Annotated in this window: 18 protein-coding genes; 12 read left to right on the top strand and 6 right to left on the bottom strand. The window is 65.2% G+C overall.

The genetic code is table 11. The features are described 5' to 3' along the window. Window positions 1–44: 44 nt before the first annotated feature. Window positions 45–926 (bottom strand): NADP-dependent oxidoreductase, encoded by an 882-nt coding sequence (locus M2390_RS15225; protein ID WP_259179984.1) that lies wholly within the window; start codon window positions 924–926, stop codon window positions 45–47. Between the two features lie 115 nt (window positions 927–1,041). Here M2390_RS15225 and M2390_RS15220 point away from each other — a divergent pair, with 115 nt between their 5' ends. Together M2390_RS15220 and M2390_RS15215 are read left to right on the top strand one after the other, a co-directional pair. Next, window positions 1,042–1,449, top strand: a complete 408-nt coding sequence (locus M2390_RS15220; RefSeq protein WP_259179982.1) for a helix-turn-helix domain-containing protein — start codon at window positions 1,042–1,044, stop codon at window positions 1,447–1,449. Between the two features lie 119 nt (window positions 1,450–1,568). Further along, complete coding sequence (locus M2390_RS15215) at window positions 1,569–3,437, top strand: ParB-like protein (protein ID WP_259179980.1); 1,869 nt, start codon at window positions 1,569–1,571, stop codon at window positions 3,435–3,437. Between the two features lie 122 nt (window positions 3,438–3,559). On the opposite strand, the gene M2390_RS15210 is transcribed toward M2390_RS15215, so the two are convergent. Continuing rightward, window positions 3,560–4,369, bottom strand: coding sequence for a Bax inhibitor-1/YccA family protein (locus M2390_RS15210; RefSeq protein WP_259179978.1), 810 nt, complete (start codon window positions 4,367–4,369; stop codon window positions 3,560–3,562). Between the two features lie 192 nt (window positions 4,370–4,561). On the opposite strand from M2390_RS15210, the gene M2390_RS15205 reads away from it, so the two are divergent. The 8 genes from M2390_RS15205 (at window position 4,562) to sucD (ending at window position 14,330) form a co-directional block, all read left to right on the top strand. Continuing rightward, a complete protein-coding gene (locus M2390_RS15205; protein ID WP_259179977.1) occupies window positions 4,562–5,566 on the top strand; it encodes a glycerophosphodiester phosphodiesterase family protein in 1,005 nt (334 codons plus the stop codon). A 197-nt stretch (window positions 5,567–5,763) separates the two neighbouring features. Beyond that, window positions 5,764–8,121 (top strand): ATP-dependent helicase, encoded by a 2,358-nt coding sequence (locus M2390_RS15200; protein ID WP_259180004.1) that lies wholly within the window; start codon window positions 5,764–5,766, stop codon window positions 8,119–8,121. A gap of 568 nt (window positions 8,122–8,689) precedes the next feature. Continuing rightward, entirely contained in the window at window positions 8,690–9,253 is a 564-nt protein-coding gene (locus M2390_RS15195; protein WP_259179976.1) for a hypothetical protein, read from the top strand. Window positions 9,254–9,333: 80 nt separating this feature from the next. Continuing rightward, entirely contained in the window at window positions 9,334–10,344 is a 1,011-nt protein-coding gene (locus M2390_RS15190; RefSeq protein WP_259179974.1) for a hypothetical protein, read from the top strand. Then, entirely contained in the window at window positions 10,335–10,937 is a 603-nt protein-coding gene (locus tag M2390_RS15185) for an ATP-binding cassette domain-containing protein (protein WP_259179973.1), read from the top strand. Before M2390_RS15190 ends, M2390_RS15185 begins: the two co-directional genes overlap by 10 nt. Continuing rightward, complete coding sequence (locus tag M2390_RS15180; RefSeq protein ID WP_259179972.1) at window positions 10,934–12,094, top strand: hypothetical protein; 1,161 nt, start codon at window positions 10,934–10,936, stop codon at window positions 12,092–12,094. Before M2390_RS15185 ends, M2390_RS15180 begins: the two co-directional genes overlap by 4 nt. Window positions 12,095–12,265: 171 nt before the next feature. After that, window positions 12,266–13,429 carry an ADP-forming succinate--CoA ligase subunit beta gene (gene sucC, locus M2390_RS15175; protein ID WP_259179971.1) on the top strand — a complete coding sequence of 388 codons (1,164 nt, stop codon included), beginning with the start codon at window positions 12,266–12,268 and terminating at the stop codon, window positions 13,427–13,429. Between the two features lie 13 nt (window positions 13,430–13,442). After that, window positions 13,443–14,330: a succinate--CoA ligase subunit alpha gene (gene sucD, locus M2390_RS15170; protein ID WP_121687453.1), complete on the top strand. Its 888-nt coding sequence runs from the start codon at window positions 13,443–13,445 to the stop codon at window positions 14,328–14,330. Window positions 14,331–14,459: 129 nt separating this feature from the next. On the opposite strand, the gene M2390_RS15165 is transcribed toward sucD, so the two are convergent. The 4 genes from M2390_RS15165 to M2390_RS15150 form a co-directional block, all read right to left on the bottom strand. Further along, window positions 14,460–14,852, bottom strand: coding sequence for a hypothetical protein (locus tag M2390_RS15165; RefSeq protein ID WP_259179968.1), 393 nt, complete (start codon window positions 14,850–14,852; stop codon window positions 14,460–14,462). A gap of 88 nt (window positions 14,853–14,940) precedes the next feature. Further along, window positions 14,941–15,906: an aminotransferase class I/II-fold pyridoxal phosphate-dependent enzyme gene (locus tag M2390_RS15160; RefSeq protein WP_259179967.1), complete on the bottom strand. Its 966-nt coding sequence runs from the start codon at window positions 15,904–15,906 to the stop codon at window positions 14,941–14,943. Then, entirely contained in the window at window positions 15,903–17,171 is a 1,269-nt protein-coding gene (locus M2390_RS15155) for a hypothetical protein (RefSeq protein WP_259179965.1), read from the bottom strand. The genes M2390_RS15160 and M2390_RS15155 overlap by 4 nt, the downstream gene beginning before the upstream one ends. A gap of 70 nt (window positions 17,172–17,241) precedes the next feature. Then, a complete protein-coding gene (locus tag M2390_RS15150; protein ID WP_259179963.1) occupies window positions 17,242–17,715 on the bottom strand; it encodes a hypothetical protein in 474 nt (157 codons plus the stop codon). A 388-nt stretch (window positions 17,716–18,103) separates the two neighbouring features. Here M2390_RS15150 and alr point away from each other — a divergent pair, with 388 nt between their 5' ends. Together alr and M2390_RS15140 are read left to right on the top strand one after the other, a co-directional pair. Next, window positions 18,104–19,282, top strand: a complete 1,179-nt coding sequence (gene alr, locus M2390_RS15145) for an alanine racemase (RefSeq protein WP_259179961.1) — start codon at window positions 18,104–18,106, stop codon at window positions 19,280–19,282. A gap of 14 nt (window positions 19,283–19,296) precedes the next feature. Next, entirely contained in the window at window positions 19,297–20,316 is a 1,020-nt protein-coding gene (locus tag M2390_RS15140; protein WP_259179959.1) for a D-alanine--D-alanine ligase family protein, read from the top strand. The last annotated feature ends 68 nt before the right edge of the window (window positions 20,317–20,384 follow it).

Raw genomic sequence — 20,384 nt, 5'->3', positions numbered from 1 at the left:
CCGCGCTCCCTGGGGAGCGCGGCCACAGTCGTTTGGGGCGGATGTTACAGGCGGACGATGTGGCGCCCGCGCTGGCCGGGTGCCAGACCCGCGGCCACCGTGGCCGAAGCTTCGTCGAGGGAGACCACCCCGGCGATGCGGGCCGGGAGTTCACCGGCGGCGGCCCGGGCGAGGATGCTGCGCAGGCTGGCAGCGTCGGCCTCCATGATCACCGCGGAGACGGCGATGTCGCGCTCGGCGGCGGGTTCGGATCCCGGGTGCACACCCACATAGGCGCCGCCGTCGCGAACCACGGCCAGGGCCGGGGCCCCGAGGTTTGCCGCATCGAACACCGCATCGAAGTCGCCCTCGAGCGCTTCGATTAGGCGGGCACCGCGACCCTCGACAAATTCGCGGTCACCCGAGCGAGCGAGACCAGTCACGGTGAAGCCCAGGTCGCGGGCGAGGTCCAGAGCGAAGCCGCCCACCAGGCCCGCAGCCCCGGTGATCAGGATCGAGCCCCGAGCCGGGCCGAGCAGCGCGAGTGCCTGCTCGGCGGTCAGCGCGCTCATCGAGATGATCGCCGCATGCTCGGGGTCCAGGCCCGCGGGAATGTGGGCGATGGCGTTCGTCGGGACCGCGAGAACCTCGGCGATCGAGCCGACCTCCTTGTCGAAGGTGTCCACGACCCCGGCCACCAGGTCGCCGGGGGCGAACCCCGAGCCGTCGGCGGCCGCGGTCACGGTGCCCACGAAGTCCCAGCCGAGGCCCACGGTGTCGCGCTTGATGTAGCCCAGCTCGTGATAGACGCCCTGGGCCACCTGATGATCGCCGCCGTCCACTGCGGCATAGCGGACCTTGATCACGACGTCGCCGTCCGCCAGGGTCGGCTCGGGAAACTCGCTGATCTGAATGGCCTGGGGCGGGGTGACGGTGAGTGCACGCATGGAAATACCCTTCGTTGAATTGACGTTAGTTCCAGTATCGAGTTGAGGATCCCGGCGCATAAGTAGGCACTATTTAGTGCCTACGGCACCCCGGGGTGAGGAGGAAGGGCCACTCATGGCGACCATGTCGGCACGGCAGCGACGCGAGGCCGAACGGGCAGAGTTCGAGGAGTTTTTTGAGGGATGTCCGAGCCGGCTTACCCTGGCCCGGCTCGGGGATAAGTGGGTCGCGGTGACGCTGATCACCCTCGCCGAGGGGCCCAAGCGTCGCGGGGAGTTGGCACGGGCCATCGCCACCGCGAGCCAGAAGATGCTGACCCAAACCCTGCGCACGCTCGAACGGGATGGGCTGATCTGCCGCAGCGTGGAGGCCACGGTTCCGGTGACCGTCACCTACGCCCTCACCGCCCGCGGCCACTCGCTGGTGGAGGCGCTGGACAGCGTGGTCGAGTGGGCGACCGTGCACGTGCCGGGGATCGAGGCCGACCGGCAGGAGTATGACCGGCTGAGCATCGAGGAGTAGCGCGGCGGGGTCGTTTGCCTGCCGTTTACCCTGCGGTACCCGCGGTGTTACCCCGGCGGGTGAGGATCATCTGGGGCATCCAACGGATGTGCCCTCCCTCCCCGAATCGAAAGAGTCCCGTGCAGCCAGAAACCCGCAGCCGAGCCGTGCCCCGGCTCCGCGTGAAGCACCTCCTCGCTACCGGCGCCGCCGCGATGATGATCGCCGCGCCGCTTGCCCTGCCCACGATCGCCAACGCCGAACCGGCACCGGTGCTCACCTCCCCGTCCGAACTGCTGGCCGCCAAGACCGATGATCTGGTGGACCTCCGCATTGGCGACATTCGCCCCACCCAGCCCTCGGTCGGATTCGATGAGGTCTACTACAAGGTGGGGCGCTACACGATGGGCAAGGATGCCCTGAACAAGGGCCTCGGCGACTGGTGTGAGGCCAACGGTCAGGGGGATGTCGCCTCGGCGCAGCCCGGTGCCACCATCGATAACGCCGCATCCTTCACCTGCACCATCCCGCTCGGTCAGGAAACCGCCGACAGCCTGGCCGCGATGAAAACCGTGGTGATCGGACCCGGTGGCGTGCCCTACCTCACCGACGGCCATCACACCCTGACCTCGTTTGCCGAGACCCCCGGTGCGGGCCTGAACACCCCGCTGCGCCTGCGCGTGATGGGGAACCTCTCGAACCTGAGCGAGACCGATTTCTGGGCGAAGATGCAAGAAAACGGCTGGACCTGGCTCAAGGATGTCAACGGCAAGACGATCACCCCGCAGCAGCTGCCCAAGAGCGTCGGCCTGAAGAACTTCCAGGACGATCCGGCCCGCAGCCTGCTCTACTTCACCCGCGACATCGGCTACACCGCCGGTACGATTCCGTTCCAGGAGTTCATCTGGGGCGACTGGCTGCGCACCAGCGGCGTGGACCTCAGCGGCTGGAACCCCACCAGCGCCGAGAGCACCCTGGCGATCGTCAAGACCATCAGCGAGGCCCAGGTTGCCGCGGGCCAGGACACCGTGATCGCCGGTGGATACACCGGTAAGCAGCTCGGTACCCTGAAGAAGTGGAACGACGGCAAGGCCGTGGACAAGGGCGAATTTGCCAAGCTGTCCAAGCCGTTCTCGGACGACAAGCCGGGCAAGATCGCCTACGCGATGGCGTATAAGGCCACCCTGCCGGTGCTCACCGCCCCGGCCACCCCCGCGGCGCCCTCGGTTACCGCATCGGGTACCACCGCGACCATTTCGTGGCAGGCACCGGCCGACGGTGGCAGCCCGATCACCGGGTACCGCGTGCAGCTGAGCGGCGATGACCAGCCCGCCCGGGCCCCGATTGAGGTGGCCGGAACCGAACTGAGCGTAACCGTCCCGAACCTGATTCCGGGCACCTACACGGCCACCGTGACCGCGGTGAACGCGATCGGTGCCTCGGCGACCTCACCGGTTTCGGCCGCGGTCACCATCGCCCAGCCGACCAACCCCGGCGACGTGCACGGCAAACTGGCGATCTCGGGCGACCTGCGTCCGGGTGCCACCGTAAAGGTCTCCGGCACCGGCTTCGCCCCGAACGTCGAGGGTTTTGCCCTGGAGCTGCACTCGGCCCCGGTGCGCCTGGCGACCGTGACCACGGATGCCAACGGTGCCTTCGCCGAGTCGGTCACCATCCCCGCGGATGCCCCGGCCGGTGCCCACCGCATCGTGGTGCTGTGGAACGGTGCCGAGGTTTCGGGATCGGATGTCACGGTGCAGCCCGCGGTCGACCCCACCCCCACCCCGGACCCCGGTACCACCGCCCCGAGCACCCCCACCCCCGGGACCCAGGCTCCGGGTTCGTCGGCCACCGCGCAGCCGGGTGCCACTCACCCGGCGGCAAACGCCGGGTCGTCCCTGCCGCAGACCGGTGCGGGTGACCTGCCCACCGCGACGCTGCTGATCGCCCTGCTGCTTGGCACCGGCGTACTGGCCGCGGGCATCGCCCACAAGCGCTCCGCCCAGTAACACCCCTCAAGAATCCGCCGGTCCCGCCTCGGGGCCGGCGGATTCTTGCGTGCGCGGTTCTTCTGTTCCGGCTACACAAAAGCGGCCGCCTCCCGGAGGAGACGGCCGCTGTGTGGTGAAAACTAGTTGCTGCGGAAGATCGCGATCAGACGCAGGATCTCGGTGTACAGCCAGATCACGGTGACCATGATGCCGAAAGCACCGGCCCAGGCGTAAACCTTGGGGGCACGGTTCTGCACGCCACGCTGGATCGAGTCGAAGTCGAGCACCAGCGAGTAGGCGGCCATGATGACCACCAGGACACCGAGGACGGCACCGATCGGGATTCCGGTGTTACCGATCGGCATGCTGTTCAGGCCGAAGCCGGTGGAGACAACGCCGGTCATCACCAGGACCATGTTGATCAGCGAGTAGACCAGGTAACCCACCATGGCGATCATGAAGATCTTGGTGGCCTTCTTGGACGCACGGATCTTGCCGCTGGCAAACAGCGCCAGGGTCACACCGATCACCGAGAGGGTCGCGATCAGGGCCTGCATCACGATGCCGGGCCACTGAGCCTCGAAGAACCCGGAGAGGGCACCAACGAAGATTCCCTGCACACCGGCATAGGCCAGAACCAGCGGGGCGGAGGGCAGCTTCTTGAAGATGTTGACCATGGCCAGGACAAAACCGATGATCATGGCCGGAACCATGAGGGCCGGAACGTTCCAGCCGATGACGGCACCCACGACGAGGATCGCGAAGGAGATACCGGTCTTGACGACGGTGTCCTCAACGGTCATCCGGTCGCTGGCATCCACCGCACCAACGGGCTGGTTGTACAGGTGCTGCAGCTGTTCGGCGCTCATCTGTGCCTGGGTGCCGGCCTGCGCCTGCGCACCACCGTTGTTGAACGCGGGGTTTCTGAATGCGGGGTTGTTGCTCGCCATGCGGGGGTCCTGCTCTCGGTTTCTCAATCGGGCGCGGTGGGCTGTGTCGTGGCTGTTTCGTTCGGGGTATGTGCGCCCGTAACCCCTATAATCTACCGGAATTCGCTGGGAGGCGCCTGCCCAATTATGAAGTGATGGTAAACGGGGGCGCGTGTTCACCATCGGCGTAGCGGTCGGGGTTAGTCTGGGGGCATGAGCGAGCTTCCAAACCCCGTCGTCATTGGCCACCGCGGTGCAAGCGGATACCGTCCCGAGCACAGCGAGGAGGCGTACCGGCTGGCGTTTGAGCTGGGCGCCGACCTGGTGGAGCCCGACCTCGTGGTGAGCCGCGACGGCGTGCTCGTTCTGCGTCACGAGAACAACATCACCGACACCACCGATATCGCCGACCGGCCCGAGTTTGCAGAGTATAAAACGGTCAAGACCGTGGATGGTATCCGCCACGAGGGCTGGTTCACCGAGGACCTCACCTGGGCGCAGATCGCCACCCTTAAGTGCCGCGAACGTCTGCCCGAGCTGCGTCACGACAGCGTGCTTTTTAACGACCGCTCACGGGTGCTGTGCCTCGCGGACCTAATCGCGCTGATCGGCGAGGAGGAGCAGAACCACGGCCGTCCCCTCGGCATGGTCGCCGAAATCAAGCACTCGGCATACTTTGCCAGCCAGGGCTTCACCATGAACGACCTGTTCCTGCAGCAGCTCACCGGCTGGGGCGAACGGGCGCTGATCGTGGAGAGCTTCGAGCTGTCCGCCCTGACCGACCTGCGTGAGCGCGGTCTCAACGCCAAGTTCGTCTATCTGATCGACGAGGAGGGATCGCCGGCCGATGAGGTCGCCGCCCTCGGCGAAGACGCCCGCACCTACGCCTCCTATGCGACCCCCGAGGCACTGGCCAGCTTTGCGCCGGCCGTCAACGGGGTGAGCCTGGCCAAGTCATTCCTGCTGGATGAGCTGGGGTCCGCCCGGGTCGCCGCCGCCCACGCCGCGGGCCTGCTGGTGTACACCTGGACGCTGCGCCCGGAAAACGCCTTCCTCATTCCCGAAAACCGCGGCCACGGGGACGACGCTCATCACGGAGACTGGCGAACCGAGTACCGCCAGATCCTGGAAACCGGTGTAGACGGTGTCTTTGCCGATCAGCCCGACCTCGCCTATGAGGCGCGCGCCGAGTTCTGGGCGCACCACCGCGAGGGCTAATCGCGACCCGGATCCCGGCCCCGGGTGTCCCGCCGCACGCTGTCGGCGGCGCGGCCTAGACTGGGAGCACCATGGTGCAGCCTTCCGAATCCTCCACGTCCGCCAACGAGCCCGCGGTCGTCCGTATCGCCCCGCCCGGAACCGGGCCGGGGTTCGAAACCGGTGCTTCCCAGCGCTCGGTGCAGTCCGGGCGTTCGATGCAGTTCGGACAGGATCTGCCCGAGGGGGAGGACCCCACCACGCACGGCCTGAACCCGCAGCAGCTGGAGGCCGTGACCTATCGCGGTCCGGCGCTGCTGATCGTGGCCGGTGCCGGCTCGGGTAAGACCCGGGTACTCACTCAGCGCATCGCCGGACTTATCCGCAACCGCGAGGCCTGGCCGAGCCAGATCCTGGCGATCACCTTCACCAATAAGGCGGCCGCCGAGATGCGTGAGCGCGTCGAGGAGCAGCTGGGTGGCGCGGCCGAGGGCATGTGGATCTCCACCTTCCACTCGGCGTGTGTACGCATTCTGCGCCGCGAGGCCGAGCACTTCGGGTTCAAAAAGAACTTCACCATCTACGACTCCTCGGACACCAAGGTGCTGATTAAGCGCCTGATCAAGGAGCTGCAGGCCGACGTTCTCGGGCTTACCCCGGGCAACGTCGCCAGCAAGATCAGCAAGCTCAAGAACGAACTCACCGACGTGGACGCCTACGCGCGCAACGCGAACCTTAGCGATCCCACCGAGCGCATGTTTGTGGAGCTGTTCCGTCGCTACACGCTTGAGCTGGCGCGCGCCAACTCCTTCGACTTTGACGACCTGATCGGTCAGACCGTCTACCTGTTCCGGGCGTTCCCGCACGTGGCGGCCACCTATCAGAAGCGCTTCCGGCACATCCTGGTGGATGAGTACCAGGACACCAACCACGCGCAGTACTCGCTCATCCGCGAGCTGACCCGCGCGCCCGAACCCGAGCCCGACGACTACCTGCTGGGGGCCGGTCCCGGCGGAGTCGAGCCAGCCTCACTCACCGTGGTGGGAGACTCGGACCAGTCGATCTATGCCTTCCGCGGCGCGGACATTCGCAACATCACCGAGTTTGAGCGCGACTTCCCCGGTGCCAAGGTGGTGCTGCTGGAACAGAACTATCGCTCGACCCAGAACATCCTCTCGGCCGCCAACGCGGTCATCTCGAACAACTTCGATCGCAAGGATAAGAAGCTGTGGTCCGCCGACGGTGCCGGCGAGAAGATCGTCGGGTTCACCGGCTATTCGGGTCACGATGAGGCGCAGTTTGTGGCCGATGAGATCGAGAAGCTGCACTCCGAGGGCATGTCCTATGCCGACATGGCTGTGTTCTACCGCACCAACGCGCAGACCCGTGCGCTCGAGGAAATCTTCATCCGTTCGGCGCTGCCCTACCGGGTCATGGGTGGCACGAAGTTCTACGACCGCGCCGAGATTCGAGACTCCTTCGGTTACCTGGTGTCGGTTGTTAACCCCGATGATCAGCTGGCCCTGCGCCGCATCCTGAACACCCCCAAGCGCGGTATCGGTCCGGCCACCGAAACCCAGCTGGCGACCTTTGCCGAGACCAACGGTCTGAGCTTCCGCGACGCCATGCGTAACGTCGAGGGTCTGGGACTCGGACCCAAGGTCACCGGTTCGATCCGCGCCCTCTCCGACCTGCTCGATGAGGCCGCGGAACTCGCGGACACAGGCGTGGTGGCCGACGTGCTGACCCTGCTGGTCACCCGCAGCGGACTGCTGGAAACCCTGCGTAACTCCCGCGATCCCCAGGACGAGGCCCGCGCCGAGAATATCGAGGAGCTCCAGGCGGTGACCAAGGAGTTTGAGAAAAACAACCCCGACGGCACCCTGATCGACTTCCTCACCGAGGTATCGCTGGTCGCCGCGGCCGACGATCTGGACGACACCTCCGGCACCGTCTCGCTGATGACCCTGCACACCGCCAAGGGCCTCGAGTATGAGGCCGTGTTCCTCACCGGGATTGAGGAGGACCTGCTCCCGCACAAGATGTCGGCGAACGAGCCCGGCGGCCCCGCCGAGGAGCGACGCCTGTTCTACGTGGGCATCACCCGTGCTCGCAAGCGCCTGTTCCTCTCGCTGGCGATGACCCGCGCGCAGTTCGGTGAGACCGCCGTGGCGATGCCCTCGCGCTACCTGCAGGAGATCCCGGCCAAGCTGATCGAGTGGCGGCAGTCACCGGGCATGGTCAACTCGCGGGGCGGACAGCAGTCGCGTGCGCTCAACTCCACCGGTCGCCGCGGGTTCTCCAACGGACGTGGCGGATACGGTGGCGGCTCGGAGCAGCCTCCGGCCCTGCCCCGCCCGGAGAAGAAGGCCTGGCCCAACCAGGTCACCAACCAGGTGCGCGACAACTCGATGCTTGAGCTGGTTCCCGGCGACCGCATCCGCCACGTCGACTTCGGCGACGGCCGCGTACAGCAGGTCACCGGCGAGGGGGCCAAGCGCATCGCCCATGTGCTGTTCGAGGCCGCGGGTGCCAAGAAGCTGCTGATCAAGATCGCGCCGATCGAAAAGATCTAACCGTGCCGCCGGTGGCGTCCCTCAGAGGCCACCGGCGCCCACCCCGTGCGACCTACGCATGAGGTGGGCGAGGCGATGCCCTCGAACGGTCGTTTTGCGACGAACCTAGGTGCTTTTTGCGACGAGTTTCGCACGATATTGGGCGATTTTCGGCTTCACTGATCTCACGGCGAACGTCGCCGAAGAGGTCAAGGGAGATTCTCATGAAAATACTCACGGCGGCCCTGGTGGGAACTGCGATCGCATTGACAGCCCTCCCCGCGCCGGCCCTCGCACAAGCCGAAACTCGGCAGTCGGCAGCCACGTGCGATTTCACTCGGTCAATGTGGAGCGCATCCAATCAGACGTGTCGACTGGTCCAGCACGTTTCCTATACGCTCTCCGGCGACAAACTGGCACGTAAGGTTGGGCCCGGTCAGGTTTCGCGACAGATCATGTGCTGGGTGGATGCTCAGGGCTCCGGGGTGAATTGGTGGAAATAACCCCGCGCGGTACAACCGTTGGTGGGTGGCCGCGAAACGAGGGGCGCGGCACAGGCCGAAGCCTTCGTGTCGGCGGCGGACTGCTTATGCTGTGCCTCATCCTGTCGGCGACGGGATGTACAACGGGAAATCCTCCGGACACCGCTCGAAGCAGCTCCGCGATACCCGAGTTTTCTGGGCCGTGGGCAGACGGGTTCCGCTCGGGATATGAAAATGCCAGGAGTGAGATCGAGCGCAAGATCCTCGCCACCGGGACGATCACCGAGCAGCAGCTTGTTGAATCTCGCGAACCACTCGTCACCTGCCTGGCCTCCAGGGATGTCACGATCAGCTTTGACTCCACCGGCGGATCCACCCTGACCTCGACGCGCACGTCGCAATCTTCACCCGAGCGAACACAGATTTATAACGAGTGTGTCGATAAGACCGGTACGGAGGTCGACTTTCTTTACTGGCAGATGAAGCGTAACCCCGACAATCTCGACGAGTTTACGATTGTGGCTCAGTGCCTCGTGGATAAGAAAAAGGTTGATCCCGGATACGGGGCCACGGACTACAGGCGTGATTTCGACTCCCACTCGTTTCCGTTTTCGGCCACCGATATCGAGGCGGGCGAATGTCAATCCAATCCGCTCGGTGTGACGTATTGATGCGCACATCCTCGGCGGCCGACAGCCCGGATAGACGGTGGAAATCGCGGGGATGGCTTCGCCCAACCACCATTATTCTCGTGGCACTGGTCCTGGTGTGTGGAGGCGCGGTCGCCGGTGCGCTGGCAACGGCGAGCACGGTTCCGGAGTCACTGCGTCCGGCGAATGCCGTCACTCAGGCGATAGTGAGCGAGCGCAGTTTTGATGATTCCCGGGCCGTCGAACTGCGCATCTCCGGGGGAGCGCAGCGAGCCCTGCGTGCGCCCATCACCGGCAGGGTTACCGCCCTGGCCTGCACACCCGGCACCGAGATTGCGCGTGGCAGCGCGCCGTTTTCTATTAACGGGGTTCCGGCGCTCGCCCTTGGCGGCCCACAACCGCCCTGGCGGGATCTGGTTGCGGGAGATGCCGGAACCGATGTGAGCGCGCTTCGTGCCGAGCTGCGCAGTCTCGGATTCACGGTTCCCGAGCAGGGCCGCGTCGATGCGAGGTTACTGACGGCCATGAATTCCTTGCTCACCAAGGCCGGGGTAACCCCCGCGGATGAATCGGTCATCGCTCAGGCCAACATCGCCTGGATTTCGCCGGGTCCGGCGGGAATCACCGGGTGCCCGCTGGGAACCGGCGAACAGGTAGAGGAGGGGCGCACCCTGATCGCGCTGGCCGATAATCTGTCCGCCGTCACCCTCAGTACACTTCCCGAAAATCCCGTGGAGGGTGCCCGGGTGGTTGAGGTCAACGGGCAGCGCTATCCGATCGATGAAGACACCGGTGCGGTGACCGACCCCGAAGCGCAGGCGGCAATCATCGCCGGGGAGCGGGTTTCCGCCGAACACAGTACCGAGGCCGGTGCCACTCGCACACTGGGGGCCCGCTACATTCTGGTCGAGCCGGTGACCGCCTGGGTGACCGCGCCGTCGGCGCTGTACAACATCGAGGGGGCAGCCGCGTGCGTGGCCGCCGGCCGGCAGACCTATCGGGTCAGCCTGCTCGGTTCGCAGCTTGGACAGACGTTCATTCGGTTCGCCGAGGGATTCACCCCACCCGCGGCGCTTGATCTCAACCCGAACGCGGCGCGCGCATGCGCGTGATCCTGGAGAACGTAGGCCATGCCTTCCCCGGCGGTGCTCCGCTGTTTAGCGGGCTGACCCGAGAACTTCTGCCCCACCATGTCTACGCGCTTTCGGGACCGTCCGGATCGGGCAAGAGTACCCTGCTGAGTATCCTGGCGGGCTGGGAGCAGCCCACGCACGGCCGCGTGCTGCGCGAGGGGGTGCGGCGTACCGGCTGGGTCTTCCAGAATCCGCACGGGGTGGCCAAACGGGATGCCCTGGATCACGTGGTGCTGCCGCTGATCGCCCGGGGATACTCCCGCCGAGAGGCCGAGGAAATCGCCCGAGAGTATCTGGACCGTTTCGGCCTCGGCGCGGTGGCCGATCGCCCATTTGGTGCGCTCTCCGGTGGGGAGGCCCAACGGCTCATGCTTGCGCGGGGGATGGCCGCGGGCCCCGAACTCTTTCTGGTGGATGAGCCCACCGCGCAGCTGGATCGGGTCACCGCGGACACCGTTAATGCGACCCTCGGCGTCCTGTCTCAGACCGGTGGCATCGTGGTGGTGGCCACCCACGATGCCGCGACGCGCGACGCCTGCACCGACCTGCTCGATCTGAGCGTCCCCGGATGAGGGCGCGACCTCGCCACCCGGCTAGAACACACCCTCACATCACGGCGAGCACCCGTGGGAGTGGCCTGCGTCCCGGCGCACTCATCGGAGAGATTCTGCGCGATGTTCGCACCGGAACATCCCGCGCCCTGCTGTTTACAGTGCTGTGCGCGACGCTGCTGATGGGACTGTGCCTGGCCGAGATCAGTACCGTATCCCGGGTGTTGAACGACGCGGATTCCTACCGTCGATCCGGTGCCTCGACCCTGATGTTTCAGGCACCTGGTCAGATCGACGCAATCCGGTGCGAAGCGCTGGTCGGACTCCCCAACGTGAACCAGGCCGGAGCCGTGCGCGAGAACCCGGTCGGGGTGAACCCGGCCGCGCTGCCCGGACACTCGATCCCCCAGCGCGACGCCAGCGAGGGCTTTATCCGGCTGATCACCTCCACCGGTTCCGCACCCATCGCCGTACCCGGGGCCGGGGTGGTCATCTCGGACCAGGTTGCGGAGGCGCTGGGACGCTATGGCGGCGATAGCATCGTGGCCGGTGTCGGATCGATTCCGGTGCGCGCCGTGTTCCCCTATCCCGATGATGGGCGCAAACCCGGCCTGGGCTATACGGTGCTGTCTCCGGTTCCCGTCGATCGCCAGCCCTTTGATGAGTGTTGGATTGAGGTGTGGCCGCAGACCGAGGCCGTTGCCGCCCAGCTGCGTTCGACGCTGCTGGGTGACGGAGATGCGCAGACGCGCCCGCAACTGAGCCAACTGAATTCCCGGCCTGGGCAAACCTTTCCCGGAGCCGATGCGTTCGGCGGACGGCTCACCACCGCTGCGGTACCGGCCGGGGCGCTCGCCGGACTGGTCATCGGATTTGTGATGGTGCGTATCCGCAGGCTCGAACTCGCCTCGGCGCGCCACAGTGGGATATCACCGGGCGCTCAAGCCCTGATCCTGCTGGGGGAGGCTCTGGTTCCGGCGGCGGTAGCGGTGTTGATCGCGCTGACCGCGACCCTGGTCCTGACCGGGCTGTCCGGGATCCCGGATCCGAGCGCACTGCGGGGGCTGGCGGTGAGAATCTGCGTGGTCTTTGTGCCCGCCGTGGTGCTCGGGGTGATCGCCGGTGCGCTCACCACCCGGGAAAGGCAGCTGTTCCGTTATTTCAAATCACGATCGTAGCCCTCTCAATACCGTCTGTTCACCCAGAACTCGGGCGTGTATTTGGTATGCGGGTGACCTGCGCCGGGGGCAGGGGGTAGAGTCTTAGGTGGGTATCTTGACGTCGAGTTACAAGCGAGGCGTCGGGTACGCAATTTTCTCCCAAAACCTCATTGCGGATTGGAACCACACGTGGATCTTTACGAGTATCAGGCCCGAGACCTGTTCGAGAAATACGAGGTGCCGGTCCTTGCCGGTATCGTCGCGGACACCGCCGAAGACGTACGCGCCGCCGCCGAAAAGATCGGTGGCGTTGTTGTGGTCAAGGCACAGGTTAAGGTTGGTGGCCGCGGAAAGGCCGGTGGCGTTAAGGTCGCCAAGAACGCCGACGAAGCCTTCGAAGCCGCCCAGGCCATCCTCGGCCTGGACATCAAGGGTCACGAAGTCAAGCGCGTCATGGTCGCGCAGGGTGCCAAGATCGCCCGCGAGTTCTACTTCTCGGTTCTGCTGGACCGCGCCAACCGCTCCTACCTCTCGCTCGCCAGCGTCGAGGGCGGCATGGAGATCGAGCAGCTCGCCGTAGAGAAGCCCGAGGCTCTGGCCCGCATCGAGGTCAACCCGCGCACCGGCATCGACGCCGCCAAGGCGCGCGAGATCGCGATTGCCGCAAACTTCCCCGAGGACCTGGTGGACAAGGTCGCCGACGTCTTCGTCAAGCTGTACAACGTCTACGCGGGCGAGGACGCCACCCTGGTTGAGGTCAACCCGCTGGTCCTCACCGAGGACGGCGACATCGTTGCCCTCGACGGTAAGGTTTCAATCGACGAGAACGCCGAGTTCCGTCACCCCGAGCACGCGGAGCTCGCCGACAGCGCGACCACCGACCCGCTTGAGCTCAAGGCCAAGGAGTCCGACCTCAACTACGTCAAGCTCGACGGTGAGGTGGGAATCATCGGAAACGGTGCCGGTCTCGTGATGTCGACCCTCGACGTGGTTGCCTACGCCGGTGAGAACTTCGGCGGCGTCAAGCCCGCCAACTTCCTCGACATCGGTGGTGGAGCCTCCGCCGAGGTTATGGCCAACGGCCTCGACGTGATCCTCGGCGACAGCCAGGTGAAGTCGGTCTTCGTGAACGTCTTCGGTGGAATCACCGCCTGTGACGCGGTTGCCAACGGCATCGTCAAGGCCCTGGAAATCCTCGGTGACACCGCCACCAAGCCCCTCGTTGTTCGCCTGGACGGCAACAAGGTGGACGAGGGTCGCGCGATCCTCGCCGCCGCAAACCACCCGCTGATCACCATCGCGGGCTCCATGGACGAGGGCGCCGCTAAGGCCGCCGAGCTGGCATCGAAGTAGTAGGGATCCGAACATGTCGATCTTTGTAAACAAGGACTCCAAGGTCATCGTCCAGGGCATCACCGGCGGCGAGGCTTCCAAGCACACCGCGCTGATGCTCGCCGCGGGCACCAACATTGTGGGCGGCGTGAACGCCCGCAAGGCCGGCACCACCGTCACCCACGGGGATGTCACCCTGCCGGTGTTCGGTAGCGTCGTCGAGGCCATCGACACCACCGGTGCCGACGTCTCCATCGCCTTCGTCCCCCCGGCATTCGCCAAGGACGCGGCGATCGAGGCCATCGACGCCGAGATCCCGCTGCTGGTCATCATCACCGAGGGCATCCCCGTCGGCGACTCCGCCGAGGTCTGGGCCTACGCCCAGGAAAAGGGCAACAAGACCCGCATCATCGGCCCGAACTGCCCCGGCATCATCACCCCGGGTGAGGCCCTGGTTGGCATCACCCCGGCATCGATCGCCGGAACCGGCCCGATCGGACTGGTGTCCAAGTCCGGAACCCTCACCTACCAGATGATGTACGAGCTGCGCGAAATCGGCTTCTCGACCGCCATCGGTATCGGTGGAGACCCCATCATCGGCACCACCCACATCGACGCCCTCGCCGCGTTCGAGGCCGACCCCGACACCAAGGCGATCGTCATGATCGGTGAGATTGGTGGAGACGCCGAGGAGCGTGCAGCCGACTACATCAAGGCACACGTGACCAAGCCCGTCGTGGGCTATGTCGCCGGCTTCACCGCGCCCGAGGGTAAGACCATGGGCCACGCCGGTGCCATCGTCTCCGGCTCGGCCGGAACCGCCCAGGCCAAGAAGGAGGCCCTCGAGGCCGCCGGAGTCAAGGTCGGAAAGACTCCGTCCGAGGCAGCCAACCTGATGCGCGAGATCGTCGCCGGTCTGTAGGTCAGGCAAGACACGGTCTCGCATGCCGAGGCAGCCAACCTGATGCGCGAGATCGTCGCCGGTCTGTAGGTCAGGCAAGACACGTAACAGCCCCCGTCACCACAAAGTGACGGGGGCTGTTGCGTGTCCCTAGTCCTCGTCGAAGAGGCCCGGCAGCGTGTAGCCGTCGATGTCGTTCCAAGGGATGTCGAGGTCGTCCATCGCCAGCTCCCAGTCGGCTTCTGGCAGGGCTCGGCGCAGCTCGCTAAACGCGCGCAGCCAGTGAGCCAGCGCCTCGGTGGTGGTTTCCGGGGTGTCCAGTGGAAGCTTGGTGGAGCCGGAAAAGAGGCTCGGCGGGGTGTCCGGCTCGAAATCGATATCCTCGTAGTCGAACGGGAACGCGGCGTTTTGCCTGAGCACAATCTCCTCGATCACGGCGTTCTCCACCGCGGTAATCGGATGTGCGCGCGAGGCGCTGTAGTAGAGCGAGATGCCCATGTGTGTCCCCATTTCCCGGACCCGCAGCAACACCGGTCCGCTCATCGCAGCCAGCTTAGTCCCGCCCGACCACGGATTCCAGGGTCGATTCCCCGCGGAGTGCAGCGCTGTCGGAACCCACCGGCGGCCGATCCTAGGTTTCCCTCGGTTCGAGATGTCGAAGGGCGGCGAGCGACTCTTGCGTAGTGGGAATGCGCAGGAGACCGTGTGAGGCGAAGACCTTGCCTCCTATCCGGTCCCCGAGCACGTCGATGTTGTCGTCGGGACGCATCAAGACGGTGGTAAAGGTGGGTGCCGTCGAATTCACAATCGTGAAGCCTCGGAGACTCAGTGCGTGAGTGATGCGGTCCTGTAACGTGCAGATCCGTTGTGCGGCCCGTCGGGCTACCCGGGACCCCGACGCCGTGGCGAGCTCGGCAAGGACCGCGATCTGAAATACATCGAGTTCATGCTGCATGGGGATTTCTGCATGCCGGTTGGCCGCCGAGACCGTTGGAAAGAGTGTTCCGCCTAGTCGAGCACCGGCGAGACCGGGAACCTTCGACAGGCTAAACACGATTGTTGTTGTGGTCGCTTGAGCTTCCTGCACATAGCGCGTAAATGAGTTTCCGAATGGGTCCGCGGCGCTGAAATCCACAATGTACTCATCGTGCGGATGCGGTTCCGGTGGGAGGCGAAACGGCGGCGGGGGACGATCGGGACCGATCGGATTGCCGGGATAGTTAATGAGGATGAGACGCGGTGCGTCGGAGACCTGTCTCTGAAATTGCCACGGGCGAAGCTCGGGCGGATACCGGACATGGTGTACACCGTGTCGGCGCACGGCGGTATCGAAACCGGGATAGGACAGGTCCGGATACCAGAGCGTCATTCCCCGTTGGCGCGCATAAACGACAAGGTTGTCGATGGCGGCGGTGGCGCTTGCCGAGAATCGCAGGACAGCCGGGGGAACCTGCCAGAGTTTCGCGAACCCGGTGAGCGTATTCGCGGTGATCCCCGCCGGGTACGAGTTCCACGCGGCGCGGAGGGTACGGTTGAGAACCCTTTTGCGGAACGCGCGCGGCAGATCAAATGGAGACTCGGCGCGATCGATGTTCATCGCTCCGACGCCCCGGAAGACGCGCGTGACCAGCGCCGATAGCGAGTGAGAACAACCAGCGCAAACACTATTCGCGCGCCAAGAAGTAGGGGCCATAGCCGCGTCAGGTTGAGCGCATCCATCGACAGCAGAACAAAGATCGCGGGGATAAGCGCTCCCCAGAGCACAACGATGAGCTTCCCGATGAGGATTCGTGGGGAGATCTGTATTTTCAGAATCGTGAACAGGACGGAACTGATCGGTTCAATGAGGACCTGCCCGGCCATGCACAGCACCATGATGGACAGGCCGGGTTGGTCACCATCAGCGGAGATAATCCACGCCGCAATCAGGCCGACTGCGGCAAAGGGAATGACCATGCGCGTGGATTCTGATATCGCCGTGCGAACCCGCTCAAGTCTGTCCGAGGCTCCTATCGTCGGGGCGGCAATAAGCCGCCCGCCGACAAGACCGATGCTCTTGAGGGGGAGCACACTCGAACGCATGATCGCGATTCCGACGGCTGTCCACCCCGCATCCGCTCCGGTGAATCCGAGCGCGCTCTGATTTACAATCAAAAATGTCACCACCAAAAGCAGGCCATCGGCGTTTGACGCGGTGACGAGTCCCACCATGCGAAGTGCGGTGCCGGGGGCATCGAATACCCGTTTCGCGGCGTTGCGCACGGTGCGTCGCATCGAATCGTGCAGATACGGAAGCGAGCGCAACCGCCGACGTACCGTCCACAAATCGATCAGAAGATCCAGTAGCCCCAGAAGGAGGAACGCGATCACGGAGGAGGACACCAGCCCGATCACAAGCAGGAGGACCGCCACACGCAGCGCGAGGTTTTCCAGCGAGTTCCGGAGATTGTGGACCTCCCCTCCCGCGAGCTGTTGGAGCGCTCCGAGAACCTGATTCACCGGCAGTACACAGATAGCGAGGACCATCGGTCCAAAAGCAGACCAGAATAGCGGCCCCGGAAGGCCCAGCCCGACCGCCGATGCGAGCCCAAACAGTGGGGCACCGATCATCAAGAGTGTGGTGGCGGTAACCGCGGGTTGGAAAACCGAGACCACCTGGTGAGCGAACTCCGAGGTCCCGGGAGGCGCGTTTTTCAGCGACGCGATGGTGCTGATGCCGAGTCCCGCGCAGAGAAGCGCGGTCACGGCAAACGTGGACAGCGCGATGCCAAAGACGTTTGCGGTTTCGGCACCGTATGTGAGCTGAATACCGATCAGAGTTATTGCTCCACCCGCCGAGGTGAGGAGCGATCCGATCGCCATGCGGGTGCCTCGTCGACGAAAATCACGTCGAAAGGATTTTGTGCCCGGCGGCGGACGGGAGAAGAAGACCCTACGCATGAGCGGCCGGGGGGACGTGATGCTCTGCATCACCGGTGAGCCGGTTGATCGCCGGCAGGTCGAGACCGACGACCTCCCTGAGAAATCGCAGGATTGCCCAGTGCTCCGCGGCTTCCTCGGTGAAGGCACCGAAGGTGTGGACATACTCGGGGATCCACTCAAGGAGCCCCCTGACCGCACGTTCCACCCCGACTTCCGAGGCATAGTCCTCAAATCCGATGGACTCGTGATGGACAAAGCCTCCGGAGGGAAGCGCCTCGCAGTAGGCGGCGTAGCGACGGGTCTGAACGATCATCTCGTGCCAGATCAGATCGGCTTCTTCGGTGAGCGGAATGAATCGTCTCTGGTGTGTGGAGGTGAGGGTGAGGAACCGATCGACCTCTCGTAGCTGGACGAGTATCCGAGGATGTTCCGACTCGGGAAACCGCTCAAGGATCAGTGATTGGTACTCGGATGACAGCATCATGTGCCCTTCCTGTTTGGTGACGGCCGTATAGATGGCCGTGGCAGGCGGTGATGCCCGCCACGGCGATCGTGAACGTGACTCAGAATCGGACCTCCGCGCAGCAGGATTCCGCGTAGGTCGCGAGTTCGTCGAGATAGCGGGAGACGATGATTTGGGTGAGTTCAGACAAGGTGTTCCTTTCGATATTGCTGGATGTAGGTGAAACGCTAGGCCTGCTTTCCTGTGATGCGGGTGGGGATGCAAAACATCGCGAGCGGTATTTCCGACCTGCTTGTCCGTCACCGCGAAATGTGGACTGCGGCCGGTTCGGAGGCCTATCGCGTTGCAAAAATCGGATGAGCGGGCGGCGCGTGCGGGCAAACAGGCCAGTGCCCCGTACGCTTAGGGGGTGAGTGTGAACGATTCCCCCGCAGCAGCGTTGTCCGGTTCCGCAGTGGACGGCGGCGTCGCGGACCCCACGGCGTTTGTCCCGCCCACAGTGTTTGCGGCCGAGGCGATCGTGGACCTGGAGGCGATTCGGCACAACATTCGCACGTTCCGCGCGCACTATCCGCAGGGCAAAATCATGGCCGCGGTCAAGGCGGACGCATTCGGGCACGGGGCCCCGGCCTCGGCCACCGCGGCGCTCGAGGGTGGAGCGGACCTGCTCGGATTCGCTCGGCTGAGCGAGGCGCTGCAGCTGCGCGCGACGGGCGAGGAAGCCCCGATGTTTGCCTGGCTCAATGATGTGCCCAATTTTGCCCGGCATGCCCGCGCCAATGACATCGACATCAGCGTCTCGGGTCTCGACAACCTGCGTGCGGTGGCCGCCGAGAACACCGGCGTGAACGTACACCTGGAGGTCGAAACCGGCCTGAACCGCGGCGGCACCGTCGCGGCCGAATGGGAAACCCTGGTGGCCGAAGCCGCCCGTTTTGAGGCCGAGGGCTCGCTGAGTATCCGCGGCATCTGGTCGCACCTGTCCCACGCCGGTGATCTCGACGCCGAGCGCACCCGGGCCCAGTCCGACCGACTCCAGCAGGCCATCCAGACCGCCCGTGCCGCGGGCCTGGACCCCGAATTCACCCACCTGGCCAACTCCAGCGGCGTGAGCTTGATTGATCCCTCCCTCTACAATATGGTGCGTCTGGGGGCCGGGGTCTACGGCATCGACGAGGCGGGGATCGGTCTGCGCCACGCGATGACCCTGACCGCCCGCGTGATGCAGGTCAAGCGCGCCTTTGCCGGCGAGGGCGTTTCCTACTCTCACACCTACACGCTGGAGCGTGACACGACCCTCGCGCTGATCGCCGTGGGCTACGCCGACGGCCTGCCCTGGGCGGCGGCGGGCAAGGCCGAGGTGTGGCTCGGCGGAAAAAGACGGCGCGTAGCTGGGCGTATCTCGATGGACCAGATTATGGTGGATCTTGGCGATGATCCGGTTGCCGAGGGTGATACCGCGATCCTGTTTGGACCGGGTACCCAGGGTGAACCCACGGTGTCCGAATGGGCGGCCTGGGCGGGTACCCTGGAACACGAGATTTACTGCGGGATCGGCGCCCGTATCAACCGCCGCTACATCAACTGAGGAGCACCATCCACATGAGCACCACCGCAGAAACCCCCGCCTTCCCGCACCGTGTCGCGGTCCTGATGGGCGGCATCAGCGGCGAGCATGAGGTCTCGCTGAAGAGCGGTGGCGGTCTGGTGGTGGCGCTGGAAGAGCTCGGGGCCGAGGTCCTGAGTGTCCTGGTGACCCGCGAGGGCGAGTGGGTGGCCGGCGAGGTCTACGGCCTGATCGATGTGCTCGCCCTGCTGCGCGGCTACGACGTCGTGATTCCCGCCTTCCACGGTGTGGGCGGCGAGGACGGGACGATGCAGGGCCTGCTGGAGACCGCGGGCATCCGCTACGTGGGTGCCGGCGTGGGTGCCAGTGCCATCGCGATGGACAAGTGGTGGGCTAAGACCGTTGTGGCCGACGCGGGCATCCGCATCGCCCCGGCGCTGCGGCTGGACCCGACCGACGTGCCCGCGGCCATCGCGGACCCCGACGCGCTGGTGGCCCGCCTGGCCGAGCGCAGCATCTCGCTGCCGGTCTTTGTGAAGCCCAACCGCGGCGGATCCTCGATCGGTGGCACCAAGGTCACCGCGATCGCCCAGCTTCCGGCCGCACTGGCGCTGGCCACCGAGGGTGGCGACGCGGTGCTGATCGAGACCGAGATTGTGGGTCGCGAAATCGACCTGGGCCTGCTGGAACATGCCGACGGGACTCTGGAGGTGGCACCGGCCCTGGAGATCGACGCCGACCCCAACCAGCCCTTCTTCGACTACGCCGCCAAGTACACCAGCGGCGGATCGCACTTCACCGTGCCCGCCCACCTCTCCGATGAGGTGGCCGCCGACCTCGCCGACCAGGCCCGCCGCATCTTCCGGGTGCTCGGTGGACGGGGCCTCGCCCGGATCGACTTCTTCCTCGACGAGCAGGGCCCGATCTTCAACGAGATCAACACCCTGCCCGGTCTGACCGCGCAGTCGCAGTACCCGCAGATGTGGGCGGCCACCGGCCGCAGCTACCCCGAGGTGGTGCGGGTGCTGGTGGAGCGCGCCCTCGCCGAGGGATAGTCGGGCACCTTCGCGGAGCGGGGTTATCACCGCCTCGGCTGGACATGCTCAGGCGAGCACATAACTCT

Source organism: Mycetocola sp. BIGb0189 (assembly GCF_024810155.1).
In the GTDB taxonomy this organism is placed as follows: Bacteria; Actinomycetota; Actinomycetes; order Actinomycetales; family Microbacteriaceae; genus Mycetocola; species Mycetocola lacteus.
Note: the sequence above shows the minus strand (reverse complement) of the source record. Positions and strands in the feature narration are given on the sequence as shown.